Source organism: Catenovulum agarivorans DS-2, from assembly GCF_000568405.1.
Classification (GTDB): domain Bacteria; phylum Pseudomonadota; class Gammaproteobacteria; order Enterobacterales; family Alteromonadaceae; genus Catenovulum; species Catenovulum agarivorans_A.
Genome location: NZ_ARZY01000039.1, coordinates 21,181 through 42,712, shown reverse-complemented (window position 1 = coordinate 42,712; position 21,532 = coordinate 21,181). Strand labels below are relative to the sequence as shown.

Sequence of the window (21,532 nt, the reverse complement as noted above, 5' to 3'; positions counted from 1 at the left end):
ATAGTTTCGTCAGCCGCTGGTAATTCAGACAACCCTTCTAACAAGGCCTTAAAATACAGCATGGTCCCACCGACCAACACCGGCAATTTATTACGACCATGGATTTGCTCAATAAGTTTCAACGCATCGTTGCGAAAATCGGCTGCCGAATAGCTTTGTGCAGGATCTAAAAAGTCGATCAAGTGGTGCGGTGCAATCGCTTGTTCAGCTTTGGTGGGTTTCGCACTACCAATATCCATGCCTTTATACACCAACGCCGAATCAACACTGATGATTTCAATCGGAAAGTGCTGCGCCAGTTCAAGCGCTAAAGCGGTTTTGCCCGAAGCAGTCGGACCCATAATAAAGATAGCTTGTGTTTCAAGCTGCTGCATGTTTACTCTCAAAATAATTTATCTAAATCGATTTGCCGACTATTATTGTGCATCCATTTATCAAACTCGGTGGCTGCTTGATTTTGCCAACTGCTTAACCATGTTTTGCTTAAATCTAGTTTATGTTGAATTTGCCCAACAACAGCGCGGATAAATGCCTGTTGAACACTGTCATTACCCAAGTTTGTTTGCGTGGTCGCCTTTTCAACCCAAGCAGAAAACAAATTGGCTAAATCAATGTTAGTGAGTATAGAAGGTATTTGTGTAACTACCAAAGTGCTGTCTTTAAGCCAGCGCCACGAAAAACCAAATTGTGTCAACCAGGTTTGATGCGCAGTGAATATCTGCTTATCGGCAACTGACAATTTTAACGAAACGGGCACTAACAAAGGTTTAGCGACAGTTTGACTTTCTAACAATTTATAACTGACAGCTTGTTGCAAAATTGCTTCAAACGCTACTGCATATAGCATTTCATTGTAAGTAAATACCAACCAACTTTGCTGAATACAATCAACTAACTGCCATGAAGAAGTCGTTTGTTGTGCCCGGCTCTGGGTATTTTCCTCTGGCGCAACAAGCTCGGCGTAGTTGTTAATCATACGCTCTTGCACTTTGGCGGCTGGTGCTGAATATGCATTTGGCTGTTTTTGCTGAAATTGCGTCGGCCGTTGTTGACCTGGAAACAATTGGGTTGCTATGCCAGATAACTCGACAGGGCTATTGGATGAGCCTACATCCGTATCAGGCGAATTGATAGCATGATTGGACGGGTGATTGTGGTTAACTGGCGGATTTTGCGCCTCGGCGCCAGCAGATAAAGGCTGGGCTTGCTCTTGCCAAATTTGTTGCTGACTATTATGCAAAGCCTTATGTAGAGTCTGATAAACAAAATCGTGTACAAGACGTGCTTGATGAAAACGTACTTCATGTTTAGCTGGATGAACATTCACATCCACCTGCTTAGGGTCTATGGTTAAATACAATACATAGGCTGGGTACATATCACTCGGCAGCGCATCTGCATAAGCTTGCCGAATGGCATGATTTATGAGCTTGTCGCGCATCATCCGACCATTAATGTAGCAGTACTGCATATCGTTTTGATTGCGCGCCACTTGCGGCAAACCCAACCAACCCGACACATTAATATCTTGATAGTCACTCTCTATATACACTGCCCCTTCGGCAAAGGTACGGCCACAAATAGCTTGTATACGTGCATCCGCATTGTTCTGATTGGCAACTCTATAGCTGCGCTGCAATGCGCCGTTATGCGTAAGTTTAATTTGCACATCAAAGCGGCTAAGGGCAATACGTCTAACCACTTCGTCAATATGCTGATATTCGGTTTTGTCTGAGCGTAAAAAGCGTCGCCGCGCCGGTGTATTAAAAAATAAATCAGCGACTTCAACACTTGTGCCATCAGGGTGTGCAGCAGGCTGTATATTCACCTGCATATCTCTCCCTTCGGCAATCGCAGCCCAAGCCTCATTCTGTGTGGCCGGTTTTGAAGTAAGGGTTAATCGCGATACAGAACTAATACTAGCCAAAGCTTCGCCACGAAAACCCAAACTTAAAATTTGTTCTAAATCTGCGAGGCTGGTCACTTTAGACGTAGCATGGCGGCTTAGTGCCAACATTAACTCTTCTTTAGCTATGCCTTTACCATTGTCGCGAATACGCATCAATTGACTGCCGCCGCGCTCGATATCGATATCAATTTTAGTTGCACCTGCATCTAAACTGTTTTCGACCAGCTCTTTAATTACAGATGCAGGACGCTCTACTACTTCACCCGCAGCAATTTGGTTAGCCAACTGTGGCGATAATATTTGAATGGGCATTATGATTGTGGAATTTTTAACGTTTGGCCAATACGCAACATATCAGACTTAAGTTTGTTTGCACGTTTAAGTGCGGATACTGAAGTTGCATAGCGTTTAGCAATAACTGATAACGATTCACCTTTAGCAACAATATGATCTTTACCGCGATATTTAGACGCGTATAACGTACCCTCAGGAGGATATCTTCTAAAATGATTTTTAATTGCTTTTACAATCGCTGCAGCTATTTTCTGCTGATGCTCTCTTTGATTTAACTTACGCTCTTCTGTTGGGTTCGAAATAAAACCTGTTTCAATGAGTAGCGAAGGAATATCTGGCGACTTTAAAACCCCTAAACTGGCAGTTTGTGGTGATTTTTTATGCATGTAAGTGACTTTGCTCAGCTGGTTGACCATTTCTTGACTGAGTGCATAACTTGTCGTAATCGAATGGTCCATCGACATATCTAATAAAGCTTTAGCCAAATATTTTTCATTTTGTGTATCAACTATAATCTCGCCAGCACCACCTAATAATTCACCGTGTTGTTCGGTTTGTTCTATCCATCGACCAATTTCCGTGTTGGCTCGTCTCAGCGATAACATCCACACGGAAGCACCTTTTGGTTGCGGGCTAGTAAAAGCGTCAGCATGAATAGAAATCAACAAGTCAGCTTTGTGTTGCCGAGCAATAACTGAACGTTTGTTCACATCTACATAGTAGTCGCCCGTTCGAACCATATGCGCCGCTAAACCAGATTCGGCATTGATGAGCTTGGTTATCCGATTTGATATTTGATAGGTTACTTTTTTCTCGTATAGACCTGTTGGTCCGATGGAGCCTGGGTCTTCACCTCCATGCCCAGCATCAACCGCAATGACAATATCGCGCTCACCAAAAGACAACGCTTGTTTTTTTGCAGTTTGTTCCGCTTTTTGGCTATTGTCGGTCAGATCAACCACTAAACGGTCGCCATAATTACCAATTGGTTTAAGCGAAAATATTCCAGCTTGTAACCCTTTGTTTAAATCTAAAACAATGCGTTGTGAATTAGCATATTCTGGCCGACTATAACGAATACGTTTTATCAACTTACCTTTGATAAAGGTTTTAGTTAAATCGAATTTTTTGTCGGTGTCACGTAGATCTATCACCAGTCGATGAGGCTTTTGCAGAAAAAAGTAGCTATATTGAGGTTTTTCAGCAAGATCAAACACTACACGGGTTTTGTCTGGAGAAGGCCAAATACGAACACTCTCAATTTGATTGGCAGCATAACTGGCAAACGCAATGCTAGTTGCCACCAAGAGTGCACACAAACTGTATGTTTTTCGTATAATCTTTCGCATAGACTCAATAATTCTATATCCAGACTGATTGACTAATCAGCATTTAATGTTGCAACTATAGTTTCACCCAGTGCCGACATAGCATCGATAGTTGCCGAACGCTGTTCATTATTATGTTCAATATTAATCTGAATATCCGCAGATGCCAACCAACCTTGCCCTTTATCGGGCCATTCAACTAAACAAATGCTCGACTGATTAAAATATTCTTCAATTCCGATAAATTCTAACTCTTGTGGATCAGCCAAACGGTATAAATCAAAATGATAAATTGAGACATTAGCCAATTCATAAGGTTCCACTAGGGTGTAAGTGGGCGATTTAACATTCCCTTGATAACCAAATCCTTGAATCAAGCCACGTGAAAACGTAGTTTTACCTGCACCTAAATCACCAACTAAATAAACAACACATGGTGCTGTCAGTAACTCAGCCAGTCGTTTGCCTAATGCAACCGTTGCATCAGCATCAACCAAATTTATGTGATAACTATTCATCTTTAAGCTTTACTCGGGTTAATAACTTCGCGCATGTACTGCAATAAATCGCTGGCGATCATACCACGTTCGCCTTGTTTTGCTGCTAAATCACCTGCTTTGGCATGAATATTTACCGCAAGCTCAGCAGCAAGCTCAGTAGTGTAACCTTGAGCTAACATAGCTGCACAAATACCAGCAAGCAAATCGCCCATACCAGCACTTGCCATACCAGGGTTGCCATATCTAGATACTTTTATTCCCTGCTCAGATGCAATTAAACTGCCACAGCCCTTGAGCACAATCGCCCCACCAAAATGTGCATGCAACTCAGTTGCTGCAGCAAATCGATTGTGTTGGATATGATTAGTACTCTGATTCAACATTCTAGCTGCTTCTGTCGGGTGCGGCGTTAAAATCCAATTTTGTTTTTTGTATCGGTAGGAAGCCAACCAATTTAGCCCATCAGCATCCACCACAGTATTTTTATTCGACTCAACAACAAGCTGCATTAAGCCATTTGCCCAACCAGTTTTACCTAGACCTGGTCCAATTAAAATGACGTCGGTTTGTTCAATTAATTTTCTAACTTCGCTCGTTATACCATTGATACCGCGAACCATTAATTCAGGGCGACCTGTTGCGACCAACAAAACATTGTCAGGATGAGTTAAAACAGTGACTTTGCCAGCGCCCGAGCGCAATGCAGCTTCAGCAGACAATCGAATCGCACCAGCCATGCCTTTATCTCCGCCGATACACACAACATGGCCAAAACTACCTTTGTGGCTATTGCGCCGTCGAGCTGGCAAGAATGTTTTAAGTTGGTTCCAGTCACTCAATTGATAATAAGCTTTATTGAGCTGTTCTATTTGATGTTGACAACCAAGTGATGCATAGTGGATAAGCCCACAATAGTCCGCGGCATCATGGGTAAACAAACCCGTTTTTAATGCTAAAAACGTCACGGTATGTTGCGCTTGAATCGCATTTGAGTCAGCTTCACCAGTTAATCCATTTACACCACTGGGGATATCAGCGCTAATAATCATTCGGCTCGAATGATTGGCTTGTTGAAAAATATCCGCCCACTCTGCCGACAAGTTGCCAGTAAACCCTGTGCCTAATACACAGTCAACTAGCAGATCAAATTGACTAAAATCTGCCGCAACTGCATTTTGTTGCTTTAAGCGACTTAGGCTAGGTTGGTCTAATGCCATTAGCTCAGCTTGCGCTTGAGCGGCCTCGCCCTTGAACGCTTGGCAATTAGGCATATAAACTAAACTAACCTGCCAGCCAGCTTCAACGGCCAATTTTGCAACAACTAATCCGTCACCAGCATTATTCCCTTTTCCTAATAATATGCCGATATGTGCAGACGCATCAAAAGTGCCCTCCACCAATTCAAATATGGCTTTGCCAGCTTGCTGCATTAATTGAAATAACGATAAATTATTTAACTCAGCAGCTTTAGCTTCTGTACTACGAATTTGCTCAGGTGTATATAAATTTGTTGGCCAATGGCGAATGCTCGATAACTTCATAAAAATGGCTTATTTATAATTGTTGCTGTCTATTCTATGCCAATTTAACGTAAAATAAACAGCAATCTAGTATTGAATCAGCCTATGTTTATGCCTTTATCTAATCAACAACTCGAGCAACTTGCGCAAAATATAAAACTATGGGCGACCGAGTTAGGATTTAGTTATGTTGGCATCAGTGATTTAGACTTAACTAAGCACGAACAGCCACTGTTAGATTGGCTGGACAAAAATTACCACGGTGAAATGGCATATATGCAAAACCATGGTTTGTTAAGAGCCCGGCCTAGCGAATTGCACCCTGGTTCAGTGCGCTCTATTAGTATTGGAATGGACTATCTACCACAATCAGCTAAGTTTGCTAAAACTCTAAAGGATAAGCATAAAGGTTACATCAGCCGTTATTCGCTTGGGCGCGATTACCATAAATTGATTCGCAACAAACTCAAACAACTTGGACAAAAAATTGAACAGCAAACCGAGCTAAACACTGGTTTTCGTCCTTTTGTTGATTCAGCGCCGATTTTAGAAAGACCTCTCGCTGAAAAGGCGGGTATTGGTTGGACAGGTAAACACAGCTTAATCCTTAATCAAACGGGTGGCAGCTGGTTTTTCTTAGGTGAATTATTGATTAATTTACCACTTCCTACAGATAACCCCGTGGAAGAAAAGTGCGGAAACTGCGTCGCTTGCATGACCATATGCCCAACCCAAGCAATAGTTGCTCCCTATGAGGTAGACGCTCGGCGCTGTATTTCCTATTTGACCATTGAGAAAAAAGGCCCAATTCCACAGGAATTTCGCCATGCGATTGGCAATCGTATTTATGGCTGTGATGATTGCCAACTAGTCTGCCCATGGAACAGGTATGCCAGCTTAACAGCAGAAGACGACTTTCAAGCAAGGCATAATTTAGATTCTAGCGATTTATTGGACTTGTGGAGTTGGCAAGAGCAAGACTTTTTAACCAAACTACAAGGTAGCGCCATTCGGCGTATTGGTTACGAATACTGGCTACGTAACCTAGCCGTTGCGCTTGGCAACGCACCTGCCAGCGAAGCAATTATTCAACAACTACAACAAAAACTCGGCACGATTTCTGAACTAGTGGACGAACATATTCACTGGGCGGTAGAGCAACAGCAGCAAAAGATAACTGATACAAACTTAAATACCGGGCTTGATAAAAAAACTCAGCGACTGGTGAGAGTAGTTGAAAAAGGATTAGCAAGAGATGCTTAACAAGCAATACATGTAAATTTTATTACGTCAAAGTTTGCTTCGGATATTAGGTTTAATCAATCAGTGGAATGACATGGGAGCGTATAAAAAAAGCTCCCATTGAGTTTTAGGGAAGTAAGATTAGGCTCTGAGTGATTTCTCACCTCGTGATAAGCCAGTAACCCCAGTACGAGACACTTCAAGTATTTCTGTTTCGGTGCGAATTGCTTCAATAAAAGCATCTAACTTTGCGGTTGTGCCCGCAAGTTGCACAACGTAAGTAGATGAAGTTACATCAACAATTTGTGCACGGAAAATGTCACTTAAACCTTTCATTTCAATTCGGTCTTCGCTACTTTCCGCTTTTACTTTTATTAACATCAGTTCGCGCTCAATGTGCTCACCTTCGGTGATATCTTGAACCTTTAAAACATCAACAAGTTTATTTACTTGTTTAGTAATTTGTTCAATAACTCGATTATCACCTGTCGTAGTTACGGTTAAGCGTGATAAAGTTTCATCATCTGTTGGCGCAACGGTTAAGTTCTCAATGTTGTAGCCACGCTGTGAAAACAAACCAACGATACGAGACAATGCACCCGGTTCATTTTCTAATAAGACGGATAAAATTCTGCGCATTATTTAGACTCCGGTTTGCTTAATAACATATCTTCCATTGCACCAAATTTAATTTGCATTGGATACACGTGTTCGTTTTGATCAACCAAAATATCCATAAAGACCAACTTGTCTTTCATTGCAAAACATTTTTCCATTGCTTCGTCTAAATCTGCTGGGTCAGATACTCGGATTCCCACATGACCGTAGGCTTCTACCAACTTAACAAAGTCTGGTAACGACTCCATGTATGAATGGCTATGACGACCACCATAGATTAAGTCTTGCCATTGACGCACCATACCCAATGCTTGGTTATTCAATGAAATGATTTTCACTGGAATACCGTATTGCATACAAGTGGATAACTCTTGGATATTCATTTGAATACTACCGTCACCGGTAATACACACAGAAACCGACTCAGGTAAAGCAACTTTAACCCCCATAGCGGCTGGGAAGCCAAATCCCATAGTGCCCAAACCACCAGAGTTAATCCAACGGCGCGGTTTAGCAAACGGATAATACAATGCGCCAAACATTTGGTGCTGGCCAACATCAGATGAAACGTATGCTTCGCCTTTGGTCGCTTTATACAAGCTTTCAATTACTTGCTGTGGCTTAATAACCTTGTCAGATTTCTCGTATGCTAAACAGTTTTGGCCGCGCCATTCTTCGATTTGCTGCCACCAAGTGGTTAATGCTTGTGCATCAATGCTGTCGCCTGATACATCTAACATTTCAGTCATATCAGTTAATACTTGATCAACAGAACCAACAATGGGTACATGGGCAGAAACTGTTTTTGAAATAGAGGTTGGGTCAATATCAACATGCAAAATGGTTGCGTTCGGACAGAATTTTTGCACGTTGTTGGTTACACGGTCGTCGAATCGCGCACCTAGAGCAAATATAACGTCTGAGTTGTGCATGGTTTTATTTGCTTCATACGTACCATGCATCCCTAACATTCCAACACATTGTTTATGTGTACCAGGGAATGCCCCTAAGCCCATCAGAGTATTGGTAACAGGTAAATTTAAGCGCTCAGCGAACGCAGTAATCAAGTCACTACAGTTAGCCGCAATTGCACCACCGCCAATATATAAAACCGGTTTTTTAGCCGCTAATAAAGTATTGAGCGCTTTTTTGATTTGCCCTCTATGCCCCTTGACATTTGGGTTGTAAGAGCGCATGTGCACTGAATCTGGGAAAGTGTACGGATGTTTTTCTTTTGGGTTAACTATATCTTTTGGCAAATCAACCACTACAGGACCTGGGCGACCAGTTGCAGCAATATGATAGGCTTTAGCAATAGTTGCAGGAATGTCTTCCGCTTTTTTGACTAAAAAGCTATGTTTAACCACTGGGCGAGAACAGCCAACCATGTCACACTCTTGGAACGCGTCTTCACCAATTACACTGGTAGGTACCTGGCCGGACAATATCACCATAGGGATAGAATCCATGTACGCCGTAGCAATACCGGTAATGGTGTTTGTTGCTCCTGGGCCCGACGTGACCAGTACAGTACCAACTTCACCAGTAGCGCGTGCATAACCGTCAGCCATGTGTGCTGCAGCTTGTTCATGGCGAACTAGAATGTGTTCGATACCTTCAGCTTCAAATAAAGCATCGTAAATATCTAACACCGCACCACCTGGATAACCAAAAATGTGTTTAACCCCAATTTGGGTGAGTGCGCGAACAACCATTTCCGCACCAGACATCATTTCCACGATAGTTTTCCCCTAAATTCAAATAATTGCCGCAAGGATACCAATTTAATTGGTTTTTAAAAAGTATAACACCTTGCTTAAACTAAATTATTCGTCAGATTATTAAGGCGTTGTTTTGCCACCTCTATAGTTTGACGTTTTTGTTGCGCAGTCATTTGCGTCCACCCTGTGATTTCGTCAATTGAACGACCACAACCGATACAGATATCAACTGAGTCTAAACAACAGTTTCTCACACAAGGAGATTGCACCTGTACACTCGACTCTTGCTTAATTGAACGCATGTCATTAACTTTTCATAAATCTAGATTACAGTGGCCAAAGTTTTGTTACTTTTGCCCACTAGGGCCTGTTTGCCTTTTAAATAAAGCAGGTTTTACACCATTTGCCAAATTGATGTAACCTGAAGAAGTTGTATTTATGAATCCACCAGCTTATCGTGAAATTATTCAAATTATAAACCAAGCCGAGGTCTCTAGCCTGCTTCAGCCAATATATAACTTGGCTACCAACAGTATTTTGGGGTACGAAGCACTAATTAGAGGTCCAAAAAACTCTAAGCTGCATAATCCTTTTCATCTATTTAAGGCCGCAGATGCAGCTAACATGCGTAACCAGTTAGAAACATTGTGCATCGAAAAAGCTATTGAAAAATTTAGCCAATTGGCTTTACCTGGCAAACTTTTTATAAATATAACCCCAGATTTTGCGGCTAACCAATTCAACAATACCAATTGGCTAGTGAACTTGTTAAAACAACAAGGTGTTTCACCAAATCGAGTTGTTATTGAATTAACCGAACAAACTCAAGCAGAAAATATCCCACTATTACAATCAGCGTTAGCAAATTTACGTAAATTCGGAATTCAATTTGCCATTGATGACTTAGGCGCTGGCTATTCAGGTCTAATTCAATGGAGTGAGCTTCAACCCGACATAATCAAACTTGATCGTCACTTTGTGCAGGATTGCCATTTAAAGAGTCACAAGCAACAATTTCTAAGCGCCCTGCTTGACCTTGCAACAAATACAAATGCGCTAACCATAGTGGAAGGAATAGAATCACAAGAAGAATTAGAGTGTATTTATAATTTAGGCTTTAATTTCGCTCAAGGTTTTTATCTTGCAAAACCTAAAGCGGCTCCAACACTTTCCACACCTAAAGTAATGCAAAGTTTGATTAGTGACGCGATTAACCAGCTAATACAACAAACAGAACGTTCAAGCCAAAGGTTGCTTAACTGAGTGCACCGCTTATCCGATAAGTTTGAAAAACACTGGCTTTCATCGCATGCGTCCAGCCATGTTCGGGCCAACCCGCTTTTTGTTTTAGAGCTTGCAAGAAATCTGCTGCGTCAGGGTATTGGGTCCACATACAGGGTAAAAAGACCCCACTTGCTTGTCCGTATTGGATAATTAATCCATCACGCTGTGGAATAAGCTGTTGCAATAGTTGTTGCTCGTCGTCTGCTTGCAAGGCTAATGGCATTGACATTATCGATACCACACAAGTTAACTCGGCAAAGTCTTTAGCAGGAATGGGATCAAACCGCGGGTCGTGAAAAGCAGCTTCGTGTGCATACCAAGCAATATTTTTATCTAGTCGGCCATTCGCAACCGTTGTGCCAACACACCCTCGTAAGCCACTATGGTCATTCAGACTAACAAAACAGGCAAGCGGCTTGGCTAAAACAGGGTGGGTCGATACTAGTCGTTCTGGTAATCGACTCTGGTTGTGTTGATAAGCATATTCAAGTGCATCTTTAACCAGCTGAATAATATGTTCAGCGATTTCAGGTTGTTCAAACTCTGACTGCGCAAAATGTGCTGTTGCAACCATACAAGCCTCCAGATAGAAAATAATTGGCAATGCCTACTATCTGAGTATAGCAAAAAGCCGATTGTTCAAAAGTAAATTAATAACAGGCAAACAATCGAGGCTTTTTGCTATGCGCTTTCGGTTATTTAATCGTCGTCGGTGTCGATTGAATCTCCTAAATCGTCATTAAGCTCAATGTCGCTGTCCGAGTCGTCATCGTCATCAGCCACAACTTGTTTTTTGTTGCCATAAAGGCTACCAAGTTTCGGTCGATTTAGCCGAGATTGATATTTCAGCCACGCTCTTTCATTGACAGTTTCAGGTTTTGTATCACCGCGCATAACGCTCATGATACGTTCGTCTTCAGGGTCACTAGGCTCAACCTCTCCTTTGTACAGAGCATTAAACAAATGCCCATACTTAGACAATGATTCAGCCTCATTTATAGAAAAGTCACCAGAGCGACGGAAACCATAGGGGTAATTCTTTGGATCATCATAGATACGAGATAACAATTGCTGCTTAGTTTTTGCCATTTAGGACCTCTCAAATAAGAAAAGTATTCAGGCATTCAAACAATTGAATGCGGATTGACTTTTAGCGGTAAATTGCACGTCTGTCAAAGATTAAATGATGAATTTTTTTATTAATTAAAATTCTTCCCAATCTTCATCCTCATCAAAAGCTAAACTGGCGATATCTCTTTTAGCTGGCCGTGTTTGGCTGCGCTCTTGAATAGGTCGACGAGCTTCCAGTGTTGCAGGCGACATATTCGGCTTACGGCTGATACTGCTTGCATTGTCTAGCGTAAAAAATGACAATATTTGACTCATGCTAGCGGCTTGTTCAGCCATTGATTCACCGGCTGCTGAAGCTTGCTCGACCAAGGCTGCATTTTGCTGAGTCATCTCATCCATTTGGGTAATGGCTTTATTCACTTGTTCAATCCCTGAACTTTGCTCTTTTGACGCTATAGAAATATCCGCAATCATACGACTGACTTTTTCAACCGCTTCAACAATTTCAGTTAGCGTTTCACCTGATTGATTAACCAATGCAGAACCATCTTCAACTTTTGCCACACTATCCCTGATTAAGTTCTTAATCTCTTTAGCGGCTTCAGCACTGCGTTGTGCAAGATTTCTTACTTCGCCAGCAACCACTGCAAATCCGCGCCCTTGTTCGCCTGCTCGAGCGGCTTCAACAGCGGCATTCAATGCTAGCAAGTTAGTTTGGAATGCGATTTCGTCTATTACCCCAATAATATCGGCTATTTTTTTACTCGCATCATTAATTTGCGCCATACTCGTCACGGCATTTTCAACCACCTGACCGCCTTCTACAGCCTTCTTACGCGCTTGCTCAGCTAAATCATCGGCTAACACTGCGTTATCCGCATTTTGCTTCACAGTACTGGTCATCTGCTCCATGCTCGCTGCTGTTTCTTCCAACGAAGATGCTTGTTCTTCGGTTCTTTGGCTTAAATCTGCATTGCCTTGAGCAATTTCATCCGCGCCAGAGGCGACAGTTGAGGCTGACTGATTCACTCGAGAAATAATTTCAGTTAACTTGTCTAAAGTGGTATTGGCATCATCTCTTAATTTTGCAAAAGTTCCTTCATAATCACCATTGATGCGCTTGCTTAAATTACCATGCGCCATCGCATCTAACACTTCAACTGTACTGTTAATCACACCGTCGCATGAGTCAATTAATGAGTTTAATCCTTCAGCTAATGTTTTGAAGAAACCTTTTTTACCGTCAACTTGCAAGCGAGTAGATAAGTCACCGTGTGATGCTTGTTTTACCAAAGCGGCAATTTCTTTCTCCATTTGAACTTCAAAAGTTCTATCTTGCCACTCAACCACTGTACCAATACGTTGATTATCATCATTGATAATTGGGTTTGCCACCAGCGAGAATGTGCGGCCACCCACATAGATTTCAGTTTTATAAGTTGTGGTTAAGCGTGCCAATAAGTTTTGTTGATGGGCTGGGTTTTTATGGAAAACATCGATGTTTTGTCCCATTAAATTGTTGGCACTAAAGTTAGGCAAGGCAGTACGAATATCCGCTTCTGCGTTTTGCATCATTTCAACTATTGCTTCATTCATGTAGACAATAACATTGTCTTTATTTGCAATCATCGCATTCGTGGAAACACTATCAAGCGCTTGGCGAACTCGGCGGTTTTCTTCAGCGATTTGCACAAACCGCTGCTCTTCAGCTAACTTTTCAGTCACATCTTGCCACTCGACAACCGTACCTAATCGCTCGCCGTCCGCGTTGATCCAAGGTGTGGCAATTAAATCGAATTTAAGCTTACCAATTGTCAGACGGGTAAAATAAGGTTCAGTTAAACGAGCCATTATTTCACGTTGGTGGCTTGGTTGTTTATGAAAAACATCGACACAGGTTCCTACAAGTCTATCCGCATCAAAATTGGGCAATTCTTGGCGAATTTCAGCCTGTCGGCTGCGCAACATACGCAAGTTCTCGTCGTTCACATACACTATATTTAAATCATTATCCGCCAGCATAACGCTGGCTTGACAAATTTTCAGTGCATTTGCTAAATCAGCCAACTCAGCACTTTTGCGTTCATTCTCTTTTATCTGAGTGATATCCGACGCAAACTTAACCACCTTATAGGGTTTACCCGATTCGTCTAAAATGGGGTTGTAGGTTGCTTGAATCCAAATTTTTCGTCCGCCTTTAGCAAAGCGCAAAAACTGATCTGAGAAAAATTCTCCCTGAGCTAACCTTTGCCAGAACCTTTGGTATTCGGCACCAGCTGCATAACTTGGATCAACAAACATAGAATGGTGACGGCCCACAATTTCAGTTTTACTGTAGCCCATTGCAGCTAAAAAATTGTCATTAGCATCGAGAATAGTTCCATCTGGTGTGAATTCAATTACAGCTTGCGAGCGTTCTAGTGCTTGCACTTTGCCAGTATATTCGGCCAACTGCTGTTTTAATTCAGATATTTCTTGTTTACTGCCGTGTCCTAAAAGTGCTGATAACATATTTATCTCCTAGCTAAATCGCTAATAGCGTGTCTGGGTCAAGCAAAATAAGAGCACCACTCTCAGTACAGCCTAAACCTTTAACAAAAGTTGCATTAACATTTGAACTTAATTCTGGGGCTTGTTGTATATCGTCAGGCGAAATGCTATGCACGTCTGCCACTGCATCAACCACGACCCCACTGATTTTTTCCCTGCCGTCTGAGGTCTCAAACTTTAAAACTATCACCACCGTGAGCGGTTTATACGCTTGCTCTGGCAACCCCAAACGTAAACGTAAGTCCATAACAGGTACAATTGTACCTCTGAGATTCATAACCCCTTTTACACTGACGGGTGAGTTAGGAATAACCGTTGCGCCTTCCCAACATCGAATTTCTTGCACTCGCAAAATATCGACTGCGTATTCTTCGTTGTCTAAAAAAAACGATAAGTATTGCTCGACATCTGCATTCTCAACCCCTTCTAGCAAACCTAACCTTTGATTGAGCTCGTCTACATTGATATCTTCGCTCATGCCTACACTCCTTCAGCATTAACGTCCGTCGAAACTAAGTTCGCAGTCGCCATACTTTTAACACCAGCCATTCGTACCAAGCTGATAATATCAATAATGAGTGAGACGGTGCCATCGCCTAAAATAGTCGCCCCCGATATTCCTTCAACCTTATTGTAATTTGCTTCCAAGCTTTTAATGACCACTTGTTGCTGGGCCAGCAGGTCATCAACAAAAATTCCAACTTTGCCGCCATCAACTTCCACAACAACTAACAAACCTTCGGTCAAAGATTGCGCATCGGCTTTGTGCAAAAACACATCCGCTAAACAAACAATTGGGACATATTCGCCCCTAAGATGAAGAACGTCATACTCACCACCAATTCGACTGACGCCTTTAGGGTCAATTTGAAGTGATTCAATAATATTCACTAAGGGGATAATGTAGATATGCTGTCCAATCCGCACCAATTGGCCATCCAGAATAGCCAAAGTTAACGGTAACCTAATCCTAAATGTTGTGCCTTTACCAACTTCAGACTCAACATCAACTGTACCATTTAGCGCTTGGATATTGCTTTTCACCACATCCATACCAACCCCTCGACCAGAGAGATCGGAAACAGCTTCTGCGGTGGAAAAGCCAGCTTCAAAGATAAGTAAATTAACTTGTTCTTCCGACAATTCATCTGAGGCACTAATCAACCCATTAGCAATCGCTTTATTCTTAATTTTAACTGGGTCTAGTCCTTTACCATCATCAATGATTTCGATCACTACATTACCACCTTGATGATAGGAATTTAACGTAACCTTGCCCGTTTCAGGTTTGCCCGCAGCCAACCTTTGTTCGGGCAGCTCTAAACCATGATCGATTGCATTTCTAACAAGGTGAACAAGGGGATCAGAGATTTTCTCCATTACAGTTTTATCTAACTCGGTGCTTTCACCTTGCAGAACCAACTCTATCTTTTTGCCTAGCTTTTGCCCTGTATCTCTGACCAGTCGCGGGAATCGACTAAACACAAAGCTAATAGGTAACATACGAATGCGCATCACACTCTCTTGTAAATCACGCGTATTGTGCTCTAACTGGGCTAAGCCTTCTTTCATACGGCTAAGGGTTTGGCTGGTCATTTCACTTTCAAATAGTTGACTCAACATTGCTTGAGTAATAACAAGCTCACCAACCATGTTAATTAATGAATCAACTTTATCTATACCCACCCGAATTGAATTGGCATCCGCTTGTTTAGATTTGGCAGGCTTGTTAACCACAGGTTTGGTTTGCTCAATTTGCTCATTGCTGTCAGTCGTTTGTGTGACTGACTGCATTGCCGTTTGCGGCTGTGTACTAGTCAGCGGAGGATGCTTTGCTGGTATTGATTGTTCGCTTTTAGTCTGCAGCTTTTCTATTTTAATTTCGCATTCATCTGCAACCCATTCAAAAACTTCATTTATCTGCTGCTCAGTACAATCGCAATATAATTTAACCACCCAGCGTAAATAACAATATTCTGGTTTTAATTGCTGCCATTGCGGTATGTGCTCAGTAATCAGCTCAACTTCATGATCACCCAATTCAGTTAGCTCTTGAATTAAAAACAAGGGTTCATTCCCTGTCATTAAAATATCTTCACTTGGTACAAAAGTGACTTTCCATCCAAGTGTCTGCGTATCTGCCAACTGTTCAAGTGAACTTGTTTCTTCAAGAATTTGCTTTGCTTGTAGAGCTTCAGGCTCAGGTCCGAGCTCATTCTCATCATTTAGAATGGCTTCAAATGCAGCTTTGAGTTGCGCTGCCGAGTCAGGGACACTGTCGTCACCAGCACTTAATCTATTGATCATATCGCGCAAACAATCGATAGATTGTAGTAACAAGTCTATATGCTGGTTAGTTAGCTCACGCTGGCCCTCGCGAATTTGATCTAGCAAAGTTTCTAAAACATGAGTGAATCCCGCAATGCTGTCAAAACCAAACGTTCCACTCCCACCCTTGATGGAATGAGCAGCGCGAAAAATTGTATTGATTGACTCATCATCTTGGGTGCCTGCACTGTAGCGTAATAATTCTGCTTCCATTGCATCCAAACCTTCAAGACTCTCATCAAAAAAGACCTGATAGAATTGACTTAGATCCACTGTCATAAATTTTATCTCAACACTTTTCCTAACGTTGCTATCAATTGGTCTGGATTAAAAGGCTTAACTATCCACCCAGTCGCCCCAGCTTGTTTACCTTCGGTTTTTTTATCCAAACCCGATTCTGTGGTCAACATCAGCAAGGGTACAAATTTATATTCGGGTAAAGTTCTGAGCTCTCGAATCAGAGAAATACCATCCATATTTGGCATATTGACATCGGATAACACCAAATCAAACGTTTCGTTTTTTGCTATTCCTAACGCTTCAACGCCATCTTTGGCTTCAGTCACTTTGTAGCCAGCTCTTTGTAAAGTGAAACTGACCATCTGACGCATAGATGCTGAATCGTCAACTGCTAGAATCTTCTTCATCTTCAATTACCTTAATTCCGTTATAGTTTTAGTTAAATCAATTGTTGGGGAAGACTGAATAACCAAGTATTCGACATGAACTTTTGAACACCTCACTACATGGGCCGTAGCGCAATTCTTTATCTGCACTTTTTATTGCTTGCTCAAATGCGATCAGTAGTTGAACAAATGCACTGTCCATTCGTTCTACTTTGCTTGCATCTATTTCAACATCTTGCTGTTGCACATAAAAAGCATCCAGTTCCTTATAGTAAGTTTCCACTTCTGCTACCGTGCAAAGCTCAGGTAAATAAAATACCTTGTGCATAACTAGCCCTTTAATATTCCTCGTACTTTTATATTAGAAGGGCTTTGTGAAAAAACAAATGGAGGCAGGGATTTTTTTAATTTTTTATCAAACTATCAATAACTTTGACAATTTGTTGGTAATCTATTTTTGCAGGTTGAGTGTTAAAGTCAGGTTTTATAATCGCCTGTAATGCGCCTTTAGGGTTAGTCAAAGCAATAGACGCCGAATGGTTTACAAGGTAGTCGCTTTTATCACTTTCAGCCAATGCATAGACCAAGTTGAGCTGGCGGCTAAATGGGAATAACTGTGCATGATCAGCGCGTATCGCTTTAAAATCCGGATTAAAAAAGTTTATATACTGTTTTAATCGCTCTGCTGTGTCGCGCTTGGGGTCGGCGGTCACCAACACAACTTCAACCGGCTCGGCGAGTTTAGCGAGCTCTGGATAGACTCGGTTCAAATCCATTAATGTGGTTGGGCATATATCAGGGCAATGTGTATAACCCATAAAAAATAGCGTCCACTTTCCGTGGATATTGGCATTTGTGTATAACTCACCGTTTTCATCTTCGAGCTGAAACGGCTGAAGAATCTTCGCGGTTGGGTAAATTAATACATTATTAAATGGCTGTGCTTGCATATTAGATTCACTCTGTGGGGAACAAGACACAACAGCAGCCAACAAAAACAAAAAACCAATAAATCGCATGAAAAGCCTATTATTACTGAACCGACTACACAATAAACTAAAAGATAAAATGATCAACCAGCATAGCAACAAACACCCACAATAAGTGCCATATTGAAAATTTAAACATCGCAAAAGCTGTGTCGTCGTTTGCATGGAACTTAAGTTTATATGCGTATTGAATAAAACGAAGATTAAGTAAAGTCACCACAACTAAATAAACATAACTAAAAGTGCCAGCTAACCAAGGTAATACACATACAGCAGTTAACAACAAGGTATACAGCAGTACCATAGTTTTGGTAAACGCTACCCCATGAGTAACAGGCAACATCGGAATATTCGCCTTGGCATAATCATTTTTTCGATGGATTGCCAACGCCCAAAAATGCGGGGGTGTCCAGGTGAAAATTATCAAAACTAATAGCAGCGCATCAGGCGCAATTGAGTTGGTAACAGATGTCCACCCTAACAAAGGCGGCATTGCGCCTGCCAGACCTCCAATTACAATATTCTGTGGCGTCGCCCGTTTTAAAAACAAGGTGTATATCACTGCATAGCCGACTAAACTGGCCAAGGTTAAATAAGCTGTTAGTGGGTTGATTCCGCTATATAACACCACAAAGCCGACTAGGCCAATCAGCCCAGCAAATAACATAGCCTGTAAATGGCTAACCCGCCCCCGCACGATTGGCCGGCAGTGCGTACGGGCCATCACTGCATCTACTTTTGCATCGACGACATGATTAATTGCAGCTGCCGAACCTGACAATAAACCAATTCCGATTAACGACAGCAATAGCACAGACAAGCTTGGTAATTGCTCGCTGGCAACCAACATCCCAACCACAGCCGTCAGCAATATTAGCGCAACCACCTTGGGTTTAGTCAGCTCATAAAAATCTCGCCAATGACTAATACAGAAGCGCGCTTGTGCAAGCGTACCTAATAAAACTTTATCATTCATGACAGCTCCTTAACTGATACTAGTATGTTAGCGCGTATTGATTCTTTCGATTTGGCATCTTGCAGCTGATAAATTTGATACCAAGTGACAATTAATGAGGTCAATAACAATAGTCCACCTGCGTTATGTGCGACCGCAATTGCAAGTGGTAAACTCAATAGTACATTGCCAATACCCAACAAAACTTGCCCAGACAGTAACACCATAATAACCAAAGCATTTTTAGCAAAAACTCGAGTTTTTAACAGCATCACACAATATAACAATAAGCTAACAGCAACAACAATGGCCATCACTCTATGGCTCACATGAATGGTCATACGCGCCGCATAATCTAAAACGCCATATTGGTAGGTTTCTGCTTGTGGAGTCGGTGAAAATGCTTGAACAAAATTAAGCTTGTTTTGCCAATCTCCTTCACAAATAGGTAATTGAGTACATGCAAGTGCAGCATAATTGGCTGCAGTCCAACCACCTAAAGCGATTTGAGTAATTAATAGACAGGCAGCACAGGCGGTAAAAAAATGTAATGTTGTTTTATTTAACGTACTGTTCGTCGTTGGTGCTTGCTGATGCGCTAGCCGCCTCTCTAATAGCGCAAGCAAAACAAAAATGCTAAAACCGCCAAGCAAATGACCCATAACAATAATGGGTTTTAAATCCATGGTTACGGTTAACATGCCAAGAATTGCTTGAAAGATAACTAACAATAGTAGCGACCCAGTATGTATTGGCGCTTTGCGTCGGCCCAATACCGCCAACGCTAAAATAACCAAGCCAAGCGTGCCAGCAAAGTATCTGTGAATCATCTCATTCCAAGCTTTATCGACTTCAACTGGTTGCTCTGGGAAACGTGCATGCGCAGTATCAAATTGCTCAGCCGTCGGCACAGTTAAAAAACCGTAACAACCTGGCCAGTCTGGACAGCCGAGGCCGGCTTCAGTCAAGCGAGTAAACGCACCTAACACAACAACAACAAAAGCCAGCATGATGGCAAAACGAGTTAACCAAAGCATTTATGCCCCCTAGCCAATTTTTGACAGTTTAAGTAGTTTGCGTAAATCAGCGAGTATCGCTTTACCAAGCTTTTTGTCTTGTTCAGCTAAAGCCTCGCCTGCGGGGTGACTGATATTCATGTTATATTGCAAAATAACTTGGCCTAGCGGGTCGATAACGTAAAAGCTCTGTTTAGTCAACTGCGGTAGCTGTGAGAGCGAAATCCACGAAATATCCGAATATGCGGACTGGATAGCATGATTTGGAGTAGGAGACTGACTGATAAAGGCGATCTCACTACGACTTTGTTCTCTGCCTAGCGCAATTTTTACTTGTGAGATTAAATAGGCGGCCGACTGACACTCACTACATTCCGCGTCAGCGAAATAAGCCACAACCCATTTGCGCTGCATGTGTTGTGGAAACTTTTCGATGTCTATTTGCACCGCAGGCTGTAATAACTTGCCCTGATTGGTAACCGCAATATTGAACCAGTTATTCTGTAACGCCAGCCAAGCAAGACAAGCTGGCGCAATGAAAACTACAAGCAACAGCCACTTATTGATAGAACTTTGACCAGGTGTTAATTGAATATTGTCTGTTTTTTCCATGACACCGCCTTTATTAAAATTATTAGGTTTAGCGCAATTGCGAGTAAAAACCACTGCACTGCATAAGCAGTATGTTTTGCTGGCGGCATATTGATTAGAGGCCGCTCAGTCAACAAAGCATAAGGTGATTCTTCATCCAATATACCGAGTATAGGCAAAACTTGAGTTTTTGCTGTATTTTGGATTAATTGAGTAGATAATTGCCCAACAAACTGCCAACCACTTCGCTGCTCGACTAGGTTGGACTTAAACAAATTGTTGTTGAGATTTTGCACATATAATTTGATTTCAACGAGCTTGTTTGCGGTTGCGAGTTGACTTGCCCAAACGGCAAAATCGCTCGGATTGGGTATGCGCTCATCTGTATAGGCCAACCACCCGAAATCTACAAAAATGACTTGTTGCACGTCACCTTCAGGCAAAATAAATGGCTTAACTAAACGTCCACCGAGTTGGTGTTGATAAACCTGATTGTCTAATACCCATAAGTCATCAGCTGAAAAATACCCTTTGACCTTGACTTGATGTGGATAAAACTCAGAGCCGCTAAGTTGTTGCAAATAGTCACCACCGACGGACTCTATCAACGGTTGACTGTTTAAGCTGTGTAAAATATGCTCTTTTTCATCAGCTCGATTAAGCTGCCAAACACCTAAGCTAATCAGCAAAGTTGTCGAGACAGACCATATTAAAATGACGAGCGGACGAACGTGAAGATGTAAATTTGCAGCAATCTTCATACAACCTCATACAGGATAGACAAGATGCTAAAAGTGCTTATAGTTATTATGTTATTTATTTCCATTTTCAGCCTATTCAGAGCGTTAATGGCAATGACTAAAGATGATAAGCAACAACAAATGACTCGTAATTTAGGTCGCAGAGTACTATTTTCTGCACTGACCTTAGTATTAATTGTGCTAGCACTCTCTATGGGTTGGATTGAGCCCAACCCAAGACCGTATTAAG

General features: G+C 41.8%; 23 protein-coding genes. 3 read left to right on the top strand and 20 right to left on the bottom strand.

What is annotated here, in order from left to right; translation table 11 throughout:
• The 5 genes from miaA to DS2_RS16230 form a co-directional block, all read right to left on the bottom strand.
• Positions 1-374, bottom strand: a 374-nt coding sequence (miaA, locus tag DS2_RS16250) for a tRNA (adenosine(37)-N6)-dimethylallyltransferase MiaA (protein WP_035015939.1), incomplete at its 3' end; no start/stop codon positions are given.
• Between the two features lie 8 nt (positions 375-382).
• Entirely contained in the window at positions 383-2,221 is a 1,839-nt protein-coding gene (gene mutL, locus DS2_RS20335) for a DNA mismatch repair endonuclease MutL (RefSeq protein WP_081754308.1), read from the bottom strand.
• The gene (locus tag DS2_RS16240; RefSeq protein WP_035015938.1) at positions 2,221-3,552 is read right to left on the bottom strand and encodes an N-acetylmuramoyl-L-alanine amidase; all 1,332 of its coding nucleotides are present in this window, start codon (positions 3,550-3,552) and stop codon (positions 2,221-2,223) included. Before DS2_RS16240 ends, mutL begins: the two co-directional genes overlap by 1 nt.
• 32 nt (positions 3,553-3,584) lie before the next feature.
• The gene (gene tsaE, locus DS2_RS16235; RefSeq protein WP_035015937.1) at positions 3,585-4,049 is read right to left on the bottom strand and encodes a tRNA (adenosine(37)-N6)-threonylcarbamoyltransferase complex ATPase subunit type 1 TsaE; all 465 of its coding nucleotides are present in this window, start codon (positions 4,047-4,049) and stop codon (positions 3,585-3,587) included.
• Between the two features lie 2 nt (positions 4,050-4,051).
• Positions 4,052-5,572, bottom strand: coding sequence for a bifunctional ADP-dependent NAD(P)H-hydrate dehydratase/NAD(P)H-hydrate epimerase (locus DS2_RS16230; RefSeq protein ID WP_035015936.1), 1,521 nt, complete (start codon positions 5,570-5,572; stop codon positions 4,052-4,054).
• A 90-nt stretch (positions 5,573-5,662) separates the two neighbouring features.
• Here DS2_RS16230 and queG point away from each other — a divergent pair, with 90 nt between their 5' ends.
• On the top strand, positions 5,663-6,814 hold the full coding sequence (queG, locus tag DS2_RS16225) for a tRNA epoxyqueuosine(34) reductase QueG (RefSeq protein ID WP_152537632.1): 1,152 nt from the start codon (positions 5,663-5,665) through the stop codon (positions 6,812-6,814).
• A gap of 120 nt (positions 6,815-6,934) precedes the next feature.
• On the opposite strand, the gene ilvN is transcribed toward queG, so the two are convergent.
• The 3 genes from ilvN to DS2_RS16210 all read right to left on the bottom strand — a co-directional run bounded on the left by ilvN (position 6,935) and on the right by DS2_RS16210 (position 9,434).
• Entirely contained in the window at positions 6,935-7,432 is a 498-nt protein-coding gene (gene ilvN, locus DS2_RS16220) for an acetolactate synthase small subunit (protein WP_035015933.1), read from the bottom strand.
• On the bottom strand, positions 7,432-9,150 hold the full coding sequence (locus DS2_RS16215; protein WP_035015932.1) for an acetolactate synthase 3 large subunit: 1,719 nt from the start codon (positions 9,148-9,150) through the stop codon (positions 7,432-7,434). The genes ilvN and DS2_RS16215 overlap by 1 nt, the downstream gene beginning before the upstream one ends.
• A gap of 77 nt (positions 9,151-9,227) precedes the next feature.
• On the bottom strand, positions 9,228-9,434 hold the full coding sequence (locus DS2_RS16210) for a DUF1289 domain-containing protein (protein WP_035015931.1): 207 nt from the start codon (positions 9,432-9,434) through the stop codon (positions 9,228-9,230).
• A gap of 136 nt (positions 9,435-9,570) precedes the next feature.
• Here DS2_RS16210 and DS2_RS16205 point away from each other — a divergent pair, with 136 nt between their 5' ends.
• The gene (locus tag DS2_RS16205) at positions 9,571-10,395 is read left to right on the top strand and encodes an EAL domain-containing protein (RefSeq protein ID WP_051479951.1); all 825 of its coding nucleotides are present in this window, start codon (positions 9,571-9,573) and stop codon (positions 10,393-10,395) included.
• Here DS2_RS16205 and amrA read toward each other — a convergent pair.
• The 12 genes from amrA to DS2_RS16145 form a co-directional block, all read right to left on the bottom strand.
• Entirely contained in the window at positions 10,388-10,990 is a 603-nt protein-coding gene (amrA, locus tag DS2_RS20050; RefSeq protein ID WP_051479950.1) for an AmmeMemoRadiSam system protein A, read from the bottom strand. The two genes, DS2_RS16205 and amrA, sit on opposite strands and share 8 nt — an antisense overlap.
• A 125-nt stretch (positions 10,991-11,115) precedes the next feature.
• Positions 11,116-11,505 (bottom strand): DUF413 domain-containing protein, encoded by a 390-nt coding sequence (gene maoP / locus DS2_RS16195; RefSeq protein ID WP_035015929.1) that lies wholly within the window; start codon positions 11,503-11,505, stop codon positions 11,116-11,118.
• Positions 11,506-11,619: 114 nt separating this feature from the next.
• A complete protein-coding gene (locus DS2_RS16190) occupies positions 11,620-13,998 on the bottom strand; it encodes a methyl-accepting chemotaxis protein (protein WP_035015928.1) in 2,379 nt (792 codons plus the stop codon).
• Positions 13,999-14,011: 13 nt separating this feature from the next.
• On the bottom strand, positions 14,012-14,515 hold the full coding sequence (locus tag DS2_RS16185) for a chemotaxis protein CheW (RefSeq protein WP_081754307.1): 504 nt from the start codon (positions 14,513-14,515) through the stop codon (positions 14,012-14,014).
• 2 nt (positions 14,516-14,517) lie between these two features.
• The gene (locus tag DS2_RS16180) at positions 14,518-16,644 is read right to left on the bottom strand and encodes a chemotaxis protein CheA (protein WP_035015927.1); all 2,127 of its coding nucleotides are present in this window, start codon (positions 16,642-16,644) and stop codon (positions 14,518-14,520) included.
• A 5-nt stretch (positions 16,645-16,649) separates the two neighbouring features.
• Positions 16,650-17,012 (bottom strand): response regulator, encoded by a 363-nt coding sequence (locus tag DS2_RS16175; RefSeq protein ID WP_035015926.1) that lies wholly within the window; start codon positions 17,010-17,012, stop codon positions 16,650-16,652.
• A gap of 37 nt (positions 17,013-17,049) precedes the next feature.
• On the bottom strand, positions 17,050-17,319 hold the full coding sequence (locus DS2_RS16170; RefSeq protein WP_035015925.1) for an STAS domain-containing protein: 270 nt from the start codon (positions 17,317-17,319) through the stop codon (positions 17,050-17,052).
• A 76-nt stretch (positions 17,320-17,395) separates the two neighbouring features.
• Positions 17,396-18,010 carry an SCO family protein gene (locus DS2_RS16165; RefSeq protein WP_035015924.1) on the bottom strand — a complete coding sequence of 205 codons (615 nt, stop codon included), beginning with the start codon at positions 18,008-18,010 and terminating at the stop codon, positions 17,396-17,398.
• Positions 18,011-18,047: 37 nt separating this feature from the next.
• Positions 18,048-18,956: a heme o synthase gene (gene cyoE, locus DS2_RS16160; protein ID WP_051479949.1), complete on the bottom strand. Its 909-nt coding sequence runs from the start codon at positions 18,954-18,956 to the stop codon at positions 18,048-18,050.
• Entirely contained in the window at positions 18,953-19,972 is a 1,020-nt protein-coding gene (locus tag DS2_RS16155) for a COX15/CtaA family protein (RefSeq protein WP_035015923.1), read from the bottom strand. The genes cyoE and DS2_RS16155 overlap by 4 nt, the downstream gene beginning before the upstream one ends.
• Positions 19,973-19,981: 9 nt before the next feature.
• Positions 19,982-20,563: a hypothetical protein gene (locus tag DS2_RS16150; protein WP_035015922.1), complete on the bottom strand. Its 582-nt coding sequence runs from the start codon at positions 20,561-20,563 to the stop codon at positions 19,982-19,984.
• Complete coding sequence (locus DS2_RS16145; protein ID WP_035015921.1) at positions 20,536-21,303, bottom strand: SURF1 family protein; 768 nt, start codon at positions 21,301-21,303, stop codon at positions 20,536-20,538. The genes DS2_RS16150 and DS2_RS16145 overlap by 28 nt, the downstream gene beginning before the upstream one ends.
• Positions 21,304-21,327: 24 nt before the next feature.
• On the opposite strand from DS2_RS16145, the gene DS2_RS16140 reads away from it, so the two are divergent.
• Positions 21,328-21,531, top strand: coding sequence for a DUF2909 domain-containing protein (locus DS2_RS16140; protein ID WP_035015920.1), 204 nt, complete (start codon positions 21,328-21,330; stop codon positions 21,529-21,531).
• The last annotated feature ends 1 nt before the right edge of the window (position 21,532 follow it).

Excerpts from the sequence above, each read along its gene's own strand:
- cyoE (WP_051479949.1), bottom strand. The coding sequence starts at position 18,956 with ATGAATGATAAAGTTTTATTAGGTACGCTTGCACAAGCGCGCTTCTGT.
- DS2_RS16180 (WP_035015927.1), bottom strand. The coding sequence starts at position 16,644 with ATGACAGTGGATCTAAGTCAATTCTATCAGGTCTTTTTTGATGAGAGT.
- mutL (WP_081754308.1), bottom strand. The coding sequence starts at position 2,221 with ATGCCCATTCAAATATTATCGCCACAGTTGGCTAACCAAATTGCTGCG.
- DS2_RS16165 (WP_035015924.1), bottom strand. The coding sequence starts at position 18,010 with ATGCGATTTATTGGTTTTTTGTTTTTGTTGGCTGCTGTTGTGTCTTGT.
- DS2_RS16140 (WP_035015920.1), top strand. The coding sequence starts at position 21,328 with ATGCTAAAAGTGCTTATAGTTATTATGTTATTTATTTCCATTTTCAGC.
- maoP (WP_035015929.1), bottom strand. The coding sequence starts at position 11,505 with ATGGCAAAAACTAAGCAGCAATTGTTATCTCGTATCTATGATGATCCA.
- DS2_RS16170 (WP_035015925.1), bottom strand. The coding sequence starts at position 17,319 with ATGCACAAGGTATTTTATTTACCTGAGCTTTGCACGGTAGCAGAAGTG.
- DS2_RS16210 (WP_035015931.1), bottom strand. The coding sequence starts at position 9,434 with ATGCGTTCAATTAAGCAAGAGTCGAGTGTACAGGTGCAATCTCCTTGT.
- DS2_RS16175 (WP_035015926.1), bottom strand. The coding sequence starts at position 17,012 with ATGAAGAAGATTCTAGCAGTTGACGATTCAGCATCTATGCGTCAGATG.
- DS2_RS16205 (WP_051479951.1), top strand. The coding sequence starts at position 9,571 with ATGAATCCACCAGCTTATCGTGAAATTATTCAAATTATAAACCAAGCC.
- DS2_RS16155 (WP_035015923.1), bottom strand. The coding sequence starts at position 19,972 with ATGCTTTGGTTAACTCGTTTTGCCATCATGCTGGCTTTTGTTGTTGTT.
- DS2_RS16230 (WP_035015936.1), bottom strand. The coding sequence starts at position 5,572 with ATGAAGTTATCGAGCATTCGCCATTGGCCAACAAATTTATATACACCT.
- DS2_RS16240 (WP_035015938.1), bottom strand. The coding sequence starts at position 3,552 with ATGCGAAAGATTATACGAAAAACATACAGTTTGTGTGCACTCTTGGTG.
- ilvN (WP_035015933.1), bottom strand. The coding sequence starts at position 7,432 with ATGCGCAGAATTTTATCCGTCTTATTAGAAAATGAACCGGGTGCATTG.
- tsaE (WP_035015937.1), bottom strand. The coding sequence starts at position 4,049 with ATGAATAGTTATCACATAAATTTGGTTGATGCTGATGCAACGGTTGCA.
- DS2_RS16145 (WP_035015921.1), bottom strand. The coding sequence starts at position 21,303 with ATGAAGATTGCTGCAAATTTACATCTTCACGTTCGTCCGCTCGTCATT.
- DS2_RS16150 (WP_035015922.1), bottom strand. The coding sequence starts at position 20,563 with ATGGAAAAAACAGACAATATTCAATTAACACCTGGTCAAAGTTCTATC.
- queG (WP_152537632.1), top strand. The coding sequence starts at position 5,663 with ATGCCTTTATCTAATCAACAACTCGAGCAACTTGCGCAAAATATAAAA.
- DS2_RS16185 (WP_081754307.1), bottom strand. The coding sequence starts at position 14,515 with ATGAGCGAAGATATCAATGTAGACGAGCTCAATCAAAGGTTAGGTTTG.
- amrA (WP_051479950.1), bottom strand. The coding sequence starts at position 10,990 with ATGGTTGCAACAGCACATTTTGCGCAGTCAGAGTTTGAACAACCTGAA.
- DS2_RS16190 (WP_035015928.1), bottom strand. The coding sequence starts at position 13,998 with ATGTTATCAGCACTTTTAGGACACGGCAGTAAACAAGAAATATCTGAA.